The following is a 7,223-nucleotide window of genomic DNA, read 5'->3' on the forward strand; positions in this document are numbered from 1 at the left end:
TGTGCCCGGGGCCTGCCTGTCTGGCGGGCGCCGGGGCCTGGCCGTCGGCGCATCACTACGCGTCCCGCTGGTGGCGCAGGCAGCGGCCAGGGTCCGCCAGGCGATCGGATGCCGTATCCGTGGCCATCTTTCTTCCGCCGTTCGGGCTGCTCGCCGTTCGGCTTCGGACCGCACCTTGCTGCAGGGGACTTTCATGGATCAGCTGCCCTTCACGCTCGCACAGCCCGCCGCGGCCGACGTGGTGACGTCGTACGTGGCCGGCGACGACGACGGTGACGACTGGCTCAACAAGCACGGGCACCAGGTGCACCTTCGCGGGGAGGCTGGTGGGGGTTGGTCGTGGGGGTGCCGGGCCTGCGGCCTGTCAGGCCCGGGGGGCGGCCGGGACGAGGCGTTGGGTGATGCGGAGCAGCACGGCGGGTACCTGGAGAAGCTGACGGAGGCCCCGCCGGAGGGGGAGGCGCTCAGCGCCGAGGAGCGGGCGGTGCTCGCCGGCCCATGGCCGTCGCGGTGGTTGCGGAAGCGGATGCCTGGTGATCCGATCCGTGTGATCAACTTCTTCGCCGGGTGCGGGGGTTGGTGCGTCGGTATCCGGCGGGTGCTGGGCGTCGAGGTCGACATGGTGTGCGTGGAGATGAACGCGGATGCCTGCGCGACGTCGCGGGCGGCCGGGTGCACGGTGATTCAGGCCGACGTGCGGGATCTCGACCCCGGCCACATCGCGCTGCGGGACACCACGGGGGTGATCTTCAGCCCGCCGTGCGTCGACTGGGCCCTGGTGGGCAAGCGGCTCGGGCATCTGCCGGAGAACCTGCGCATCCTGACGGGGGCGTTCGACGACGTGCGGGAGGCTGCGGGCAACATCCCGGCCACCGGCATGCCGGGCCAGCCGATGACCTACCGTGCGCCGTCCATTGCGTCGTGGGCGGAGGTACGGGAGTCCCTGGAGGGGATGACCACCAAGACAGCCCAGCTGATGCTGGAAATCCCGATCTGGACGCTCGGGTTGCAGTTGGCCGGTGCCGAGCTGGAGTTCGTGTCGGTGGAGCAGTCGGCTCACCTGCCGGAGGAGATCCGGATGGAGGTGTGGTGCGACTTCGAGCTGGCGGGGTGGCAGTTCGCCGAGTGGACCGTGCTGGACGCGGCCGACTACGGCAGCCCCTCCCACCGCCGGCGGCTGTTTCTGACCGCGTCGCGGTCGGGCATTCCGACGCTGCCGATCCGCCCCGAGGAGCCGATCGTCACCGGGGCGCCCGAGGCGCTCGGGCGGCCGGTGGGCCTGGAGGTCACCACCCGGGGAGCCCGCAAGACGAGCGGCGGCAACAAGTTCGTCCTCAAGGCGGGGCAGCCGATCCCCGGGGTGACGTCCAAGGTCCGCAGTTGGGACGTGGGCGAGCACGGTGGCCGGTTCACTCTGCGGGAGATCGCCCTGTTGGTGCAGCTTCCGGGTGACCATCCGGGTGTCGGGTCCCGGTCGAGTGTGGCGCAGCAGGATGCCGACATCGTGGCGCCGGGCTGCTCGGCGGCGGTGTGGGGTCATCTGTTGGGGGTGGCGTGGGTGCCGGGGTTGCGGGCGTACCTGGCGGAGCAGTACCCGGCCGTACACGGCTTCGGCCGGGCCGGGGTTCCGGTGCAGCGGGGGGTGTCCAACGCCCGGTCAATGCTAACTTTGTGGTAGTCTTCTCCTTGTCAGGCCGGATGGCTACCGGCCGGATTCGAACCGCCTGGAGGCACCACATGAGCACCCCCGAAGGCCCCCTGACCATCGGCGACCTGCGCGCGACCTTGGATCACCTGATCCGGAAGGAGAAGCTCAGTCCCGACACGCCCGTGATCCTGTCGGCCGACGCCGAGGGCAACCGCTTCGCACCCGTCAGCGGCTGGAACGACGCCCTGTACGCCGACGGCGAGACCTACAGCCTGCCGGGATCCGAGGGGAGCAAGGCGGAGCGGAAGATCGGGCACGTCCCACCGGAGGGCGCCCGCAAGGCGGTCGTCCTGTGGCCGCTGGACGTCTTCCCCGGCTTCGACCCGTTCGCCGCACCCGCCAAGGACTGACCGCCCGCAGCGCCGGGTCCGGCCCCGCGCGGGGCCGGACCCGGCGCCAGTCCGCCGAAGCCAGAGCCACCACTCCGAGGAGGAGACATGGGCGTACTGCACCTTTCGACCGGCCGTATCGTCGGCTACCGCCTCAGCGGCCGGGACTACCCGGTCACCATGGCCAACGCCCAGCGGGCGCGCAACGTGGCGCACTGCGTGGAGACGTTCGGCCGTGACAGCAACTTCACCGCATACGAGCTGGAGAGGTTCGGCGACGAGACCGGCATGGAGCCGTACGGCCGCTCCACCTGGTGGATCGTCCGCGGCATCAACCGCTACCTCCGGAATGAGCCCCATGCCGTCGAGATGGCCTGCATGGTCACCGAGGCCGAGGCCCCCGCGCCGACGGTCAAGCGGCCGGCGGCCCGGGCCTACGACGCGCTCACGGAAGCGAAGAAGAACTACGAGCCGACCCGCCGGATCGCGGAGGCGGCGGACTTGCCGTCACGCGCGGCGGGTGCCGCGCCCTGGAGGGTGCCGGCAAGACCCTGGGCGAGGAGCGGGCGGCCGACCTCATGGCAGCCCTGCAGGAGCACGCCCGCCAGGCCAGGGAGGCGGCCGACGCCACCCGGGCCCTGTTCATCAAGGCCTGCGCTGCTGCCGACGAGGCATACCAGGCGGCGGAGCGCCTGGACGTCATCAAGGAAGGTTGGACCGCAGAGCGCTCCCTGAGCCTGGCGGGGCAGGTCGCACACAGTGCCGCCGCAGCCTTCGAACATCTCCACACGGCCGACAGCATCCAGCACCAGCTGAGCCATGAGGCCGACCGCTGGGGCAGCCAGGCCAGATAGCGCGGGGCGTGGGGGTGGGCTCACACCCCCGCGTGATGCTTTATTCGTGGTAGTCTTTTCTTTGTCGGTCGGGTGGCACCCGAGAGCAGTCGAACCGCAGGAGAGAGCATGAGCATGTCCACCATGGCCGCACCGCACCGCCTCACCCTGGCGGCGACGGGTCCCGTGCCGGAGATCGTCTACCGCAGCGTCCAACACGCACCCAGCCGCCTGACCGAGGGACTCGCCCCTGCCAGCGTCTACGCGGTGACCGCCGAGACCGCCGACGGACGGCTGGTCGGCCGCCTGCTGTGGGACCACCACGACGGGATGGTCTGGTGGGTCGGCGTCGAGCGCGAACACCGCCGCCACGGCATCGCCACTGCGATGTGGCAGATCGCCCACCGCAAGGCCGACACCGCTGGCTGGACCCGCCCGGTCCACAGCACCTTCCTGCTCCACGACGGCCGCGCCTGGATCGCCTCCCTGTGAGGCCCCTGGGCGGCCCGCACCACGCGGGCCGCCCAGCCCACACTGTCCGCCAAAGGCGGGCACCCACCCGATCGGAGCCACATGTCGATCACCGCCGACATGGTCCTGGCGGCGCTGGCCGAGTTCGCCCGCCCGGAGGTGGTCCACAGTCGCTTCGAACAGGGCGTCAACTGGGCGGCGTCCGCCGTCCGCCGGGCCTTCGCCGAGAACCGTCTCCGGGACGGCGCGGAGCGCGACCTGGAGGCCATCGAGACCGCTCTGCGGGCCTGGCTGGTCAAGGGCCCCAACCAGGACAGCGACGACTACGACCGAGGCTGCGAGTACGGCCAGCGGATCGTCGGACTGCTCCTGGACCGCGACCCGGTGCACGTCTTGCGCGAACTGGACGACGCCGCCACGAACGCCGTCCTCCTCGCCACGGCGCTCTGCCCCGACTGGACCGGGCCGTAACTGGACTGGGCCCGCCCGTGGAACGGCCCGATCCAACCCACGGCCCAGCCGTTCGCCGCCCGCCCCGCTCGCGAAGGGGTCGGCCCGCCCACCTGCCGCCGGTACGCCGGCCGTGCCCGACCCCACAACCGGCCACTCCCGGAACGGAACCCGTCATGCCACTGCACCTTCCCGGTCCCGAGCCCGTGCGCCCTGCGGGCGGCTGGAACCGTCTCTCACTCAACGCCCACATGACCACCCCGGACGCCCAGTGCGCGCTGCGCCCACGGAGCTGGGCCGCCTTGGCGGACAGCCGCCGGGACACCCGGCTGTGCGCGCGGGGGCCCTACGGGTCGTGCGTCGCCGCGACGAAGGCCCCCGACTGCACCGCCTGCCCCGTCTTCGCCGCCCGCAACGACCCCGGCCGCTCCGTCGAGGCCGGCGACGGCCACGTCTTCGTCCGGATCGACCGGCGTATCGCCGGCGAGATGTTCACCGCGTTCCCAGTGGACCAGCTGTGGCTGACCGCCGGCCCCGAGGACCCGGACTTCCGCACCGGCGAGCCCTGGACGTGGGACCAGGTCTCCCGACTCACCGCCTGGGCCGTGGGCCGCCGCGTCCTGGACGAGACCGGCGAGGGGTTCTGGCTCCACCACACACCCGCCAGCCCGACAGCCGCCGCCACTATGAGCACCACCCCCGAGGAGAACGCCGGCCAGATCCTCTGCATTGCTCTGTCGGCGCACGGCCACCCGGCCACCATCGACCCCACCGGCGGCAACTGCACGGCGGTGGCGGTCACGGTCCCCGGTGGCGAGATCCTCACCACCGACGACGCCTGCGCCGACCACGACGCCGCCGACCACGACCGCTGGACCGCCGTCTTCCACCCCGACCACGACCCGGGTGACACCACCGAGGTCTACACCGGCGACGGGCACCTGGGCGCCCACCGTGACGCTCAGGCGTGCGCGGCCGCCATCGCCGCCTTCGCTCGCACACTCACCGCAGACGGCACCAACCGCTCTCCAGAGCGAAGGATCTGAATGCCCCTCACCTGCGCCTCCTACGGCTACACCAACCGCCCCGGGGGCTGTGGCCGCATCGCCGCCGCCCACATCACCATCACCTACGCCAAGCGCCGGACCACCCGGTGGCCGATGTGCACCACCCATGCCGCAAGGGTGCACGAGGACCTGGCCGACCCACTGTTCGCCTACCTGCGCCACACCTCGGTCATCGAGACCCCGATCGAGGCCGACCACGTCAACCCCACCGAATCGGAGTGCCGATGACCAGGACCCGCAACCGCGCCACCGACAGCGCGCACCCGCCCCGGGCCGTCCGCGGCCAGCTCGCCGTTCTGGAGACGTGGCGACTCGGCCAGGGCGCAGCGGGCGACCGCGCCGACTACCAGCCCGTCACCGTCGCTGCCGTACAGGCAGACGGCCGCCCCACCGCGTTCGTCCTCCCCGACGGACCCACCCTCGCCGTGGGCGATCTCACCCACCCCACCGTTGTCCTGCTCACCGCCCCCGGCACCTACGACCCGCACGCGGTGCTCGCGGCCGCCCGGACCAACGGCTCCGCGGGGGTGTTCACGGCCCTGGGCGACGTCGACGAGCTCTTCAAGCGCCACCCGGCCGCCGGCCAGGCTCCGGCCCCGGCGGCCGGTGACCCGGCCGTCCTGGTGTTGCACCGGCCCGCAGCACGGTACGCACCCGCCCCGTGGAGTGTGTGCCTTCCCGGCCGTCACCGCATCACGCTGGCCACCGGATGCGGCACCAAGGCCCGCGCCCGCACCGTGGCGGCCTGGCTGGAGGCCACTGGCGTGGACTTCGCCGACCGCGACGCCGCGCTGAAGGTCAGTGACCTGCTGATGGAGTTCTACCGGGAGTGGGAGGCGTGCATCCATGCGGCGCTGGCCGGCACCGCCCCGTGGCCGGACCGCACCCCGGCCCGTTTCGCCGGCATCCTCGCCGCACTCTCGGACGCCGCCCGCGCGGAAGCGCATGAGGAGGGGTAACCCACCCCATCGATGCGTTATTAGTGGTAATCTTTCTCATGTCAGACCGGGCGGCTCCCGGCGGACATTCGAACCGTTCAACTCAGGAGGAACCATGTCCCGCCGTACCCGACTCACCCGAACCCAGCTGGTCATGGAGCTGACCGCCCGCCGTCTCCAGGAGAGCGGCCTGCACCAGGGCGCGGCGCTCAGTGACGAGGAGTGGAACTCCTACCCGCCCGCGACCTACGCGCCGGACCAGCCCTGCTCCGTGCTGCACGCCTTCGACCGCGCGCAGCGGAGGGTGGCGGGACGGACGATCCGCACCAAGGGGCGCCAGCTCGGCGTGATCACGCCGCGTCGCGCCGCCCACCACCCGGGGGAGTTCTCGGAGGCGCTGCGGGTGCTGTCCGACCACCTGGCGGACGGGCCGATCACTCCGGCCATGTACGGGCCGCTGGGCCTGAGCGAGACGGACTACCGACGGACCGTCATCGCGAGTTGGAGCGAGAGCGAGGGGCTGACGGCCGAGGCGGCCGCCCAGGCCATCCGCGCCTCTGTCGGCAACCACCGCTGATCTTCCCCGTGGATCGGATCGAGATGACAACGCATGCGGGCAACTGCCCCACCCCGTGGAAGACGCAGTTCGCCACCGTGTCGGCAGCCGGACGGACGATTCGCAGGTTCGTTCATCACCTGAAGACTTATCCGTGCGCGTGCGGGTGGCTCCACCTGACGAGCAAGGCCATCGAGCCTGCCAGTTCGCTCCCGGTGACCGATCAGGTCGCGGCGCTCGGGGACGTGGAGTTCGCGGCGATGGCCGTCCAGGACGTCCAGCGCGCGGTGACTCCGGTCCAGGCCGGTGCGCTCCGCGACCCGGTCAACGTGGACCGGTGGCTCTGCTCACTGACCCAGATCCTGACCGGGCTGGAGGTCCAGTTCGAGAACCGGGCCGTCGACCAGTCGCCGGAGGCGGAGGCGTGGCGCCGACGGTCCACGGCCTTCCGTGCGGCAGTGCTTGAGCGGATCGGGGAGGCATCCGGGGTTGTGCGCGAGATCCGGATCGCCGAGGCGGCCGAGCCCGCCGGTCGGGCCGGGGTGGGCGAGAGCGTGGCCGAACTGCGCGTGCTCGCCGAGCAGCAGGCGGTCAAGCGCCTGGCCAGCGCCTACGGCTCCCAGTTCAACGCACTCCTGATCGAAGAGTACAAGGCGCTGGGGCTGGCCGTGCCGCGACGTCTCAGCCGCCGTCAGGCCCGTGACGCCGCTGTGACGGTCTCCGTCTCCTGGTAGCCCTCCCAGCGTCCGGGCGCCCCCCCCCCCCGGGGGGGGGCGGGCGGGGGGGCCGGGCCCCCCCCGGGGGGGGCGTACCACCCCGCCCCCCCGTTCCCCCCACCACCCCAAGGGGCCGGACCCAGGCCCGACCCCCC

At 72.1% G+C, this 7,223-nt stretch carries 11 protein-coding genes; 10 read left to right on the plus strand and 1 reads right to left on the minus strand.

Annotated features, from left to right (window positions below; genetic code table 11):
- Nucleotides 1–193: 193 nt before the first annotated feature.
- Both ACIRPK_RS23830 and ACIRPK_RS23835 read left to right on the plus strand, forming a co-directional pair.
- The gene (locus ACIRPK_RS23830; protein ID WP_403041344.1) at nucleotides 194–1,678 is read left to right on the plus strand and encodes a DNA cytosine methyltransferase; all 1,485 of its coding nucleotides are present in this window, start codon (nucleotides 194–196) and stop codon (nucleotides 1,676–1,678) included.
- 59 nt (nucleotides 1,679–1,737) lie between these two features.
- The gene (locus tag ACIRPK_RS23835) at nucleotides 1,738–2,058 is read left to right on the plus strand and encodes a hypothetical protein (protein ID WP_403041345.1); all 321 of its coding nucleotides are present in this window, start codon (nucleotides 1,738–1,740) and stop codon (nucleotides 2,056–2,058) included.
- Between the two features lie 146 nt (nucleotides 2,059–2,204).
- Here ACIRPK_RS23835 and ACIRPK_RS23840 read toward each other — a convergent pair whose 3' ends face one another.
- A complete protein-coding gene (locus tag ACIRPK_RS23840; RefSeq protein WP_403041346.1) occupies nucleotides 2,205–2,369 on the minus strand; it encodes a hypothetical protein in 165 nt (54 codons plus the stop codon).
- Nucleotides 2,370–2,615: 246 nt separating this feature from the next.
- On the opposite strand from ACIRPK_RS23840, the gene ACIRPK_RS23845 reads away from it, so the two are divergent.
- The 8 genes from ACIRPK_RS23845 to ACIRPK_RS23880 all read left to right on the plus strand — a co-directional run bounded on the left by ACIRPK_RS23845 (nucleotide 2,616) and on the right by ACIRPK_RS23880 (nucleotide 7,086).
- A complete protein-coding gene (locus ACIRPK_RS23845; protein ID WP_403041348.1) occupies nucleotides 2,616–2,891 on the plus strand; it encodes a hypothetical protein in 276 nt (91 codons plus the stop codon).
- Nucleotides 2,892–2,999: 108 nt separating this feature from the next.
- The gene (locus ACIRPK_RS23850) at nucleotides 3,000–3,362 is read left to right on the plus strand and encodes a GNAT family N-acetyltransferase (RefSeq protein WP_403041349.1); all 363 of its coding nucleotides are present in this window, start codon (nucleotides 3,000–3,002) and stop codon (nucleotides 3,360–3,362) included.
- An 81-nt stretch (nucleotides 3,363–3,443) separates the two neighbouring features.
- Complete coding sequence (locus tag ACIRPK_RS23855) at nucleotides 3,444–3,812, plus strand: hypothetical protein (RefSeq protein WP_403041351.1); 369 nt, start codon at nucleotides 3,444–3,446, stop codon at nucleotides 3,810–3,812.
- 230 nt (nucleotides 3,813–4,042) lie between these two features.
- Complete coding sequence (locus ACIRPK_RS23860; RefSeq protein WP_403041353.1) at nucleotides 4,043–4,837, plus strand: hypothetical protein; 795 nt, start codon at nucleotides 4,043–4,045, stop codon at nucleotides 4,835–4,837.
- Nucleotides 4,838–5,086 (plus strand): hypothetical protein, encoded by a 249-nt coding sequence (locus ACIRPK_RS23865; protein ID WP_403041355.1) that lies wholly within the window; start codon nucleotides 4,838–4,840, stop codon nucleotides 5,084–5,086.
- Nucleotides 5,083–5,817, plus strand: coding sequence for a hypothetical protein (locus ACIRPK_RS23870; protein WP_403041357.1), 735 nt, complete (start codon nucleotides 5,083–5,085; stop codon nucleotides 5,815–5,817). The genes ACIRPK_RS23865 and ACIRPK_RS23870 overlap by 4 nt, the downstream gene beginning before the upstream one ends.
- Nucleotides 5,818–5,911: 94 nt before the next feature.
- Nucleotides 5,912–6,373 carry a DUF6197 family protein gene (locus tag ACIRPK_RS23875; protein ID WP_403041359.1) on the plus strand — a complete coding sequence of 154 codons (462 nt, stop codon included), beginning with the start codon at nucleotides 5,912–5,914 and terminating at the stop codon, nucleotides 6,371–6,373.
- 194 nt (nucleotides 6,374–6,567) lie between these two features.
- Complete coding sequence (locus tag ACIRPK_RS23880) at nucleotides 6,568–7,086, plus strand: hypothetical protein (protein WP_403041361.1); 519 nt, start codon at nucleotides 6,568–6,570, stop codon at nucleotides 7,084–7,086.
- Nucleotides 7,087–7,223: the final 137 nt, after the last annotated feature.

The sequence above is a fragment of the Kitasatospora sp. NPDC101801 genome (assembly GCF_044766665.1).
In the GTDB taxonomy this organism is placed as follows: domain Bacteria; phylum Actinomycetota; class Actinomycetes; order Streptomycetales; family Streptomycetaceae; genus Kitasatospora.

Excerpts from the sequence above, each read along its gene's own strand:
- ACIRPK_RS23830 (WP_403041344.1), top strand. The coding sequence starts at position 194 with ATGGATCAGCTGCCCTTCACGCTCGCACAGCCCGCCGCGGCCGACGTG.
- ACIRPK_RS23835 (WP_403041345.1), top strand. The coding sequence starts at position 1,738 with ATGAGCACCCCCGAAGGCCCCCTGACCATCGGCGACCTGCGCGCGACC.
- ACIRPK_RS23840 (WP_403041346.1), bottom strand. The coding sequence starts at position 2,369 with ATGCCGCGGACGATCCACCAGGTGGAGCGGCCGTACGGCTCCATGCCG.
- ACIRPK_RS23845 (WP_403041348.1), top strand. The coding sequence starts at position 2,616 with ATGGCAGCCCTGCAGGAGCACGCCCGCCAGGCCAGGGAGGCGGCCGAC.
- ACIRPK_RS23850 (WP_403041349.1), top strand. The coding sequence starts at position 3,000 with ATGAGCATGTCCACCATGGCCGCACCGCACCGCCTCACCCTGGCGGCG.
- ACIRPK_RS23855 (WP_403041351.1), top strand. The coding sequence starts at position 3,444 with ATGTCGATCACCGCCGACATGGTCCTGGCGGCGCTGGCCGAGTTCGCC.
- ACIRPK_RS23860 (WP_403041353.1), top strand. The coding sequence starts at position 4,043 with ATGACCACCCCGGACGCCCAGTGCGCGCTGCGCCCACGGAGCTGGGCC.
- ACIRPK_RS23865 (WP_403041355.1), top strand. The coding sequence starts at position 4,838 with ATGCCCCTCACCTGCGCCTCCTACGGCTACACCAACCGCCCCGGGGGC.
- ACIRPK_RS23870 (WP_403041357.1), top strand. The coding sequence starts at position 5,083 with ATGACCAGGACCCGCAACCGCGCCACCGACAGCGCGCACCCGCCCCGG.
- ACIRPK_RS23875 (WP_403041359.1), top strand. The coding sequence starts at position 5,912 with ATGTCCCGCCGTACCCGACTCACCCGAACCCAGCTGGTCATGGAGCTG.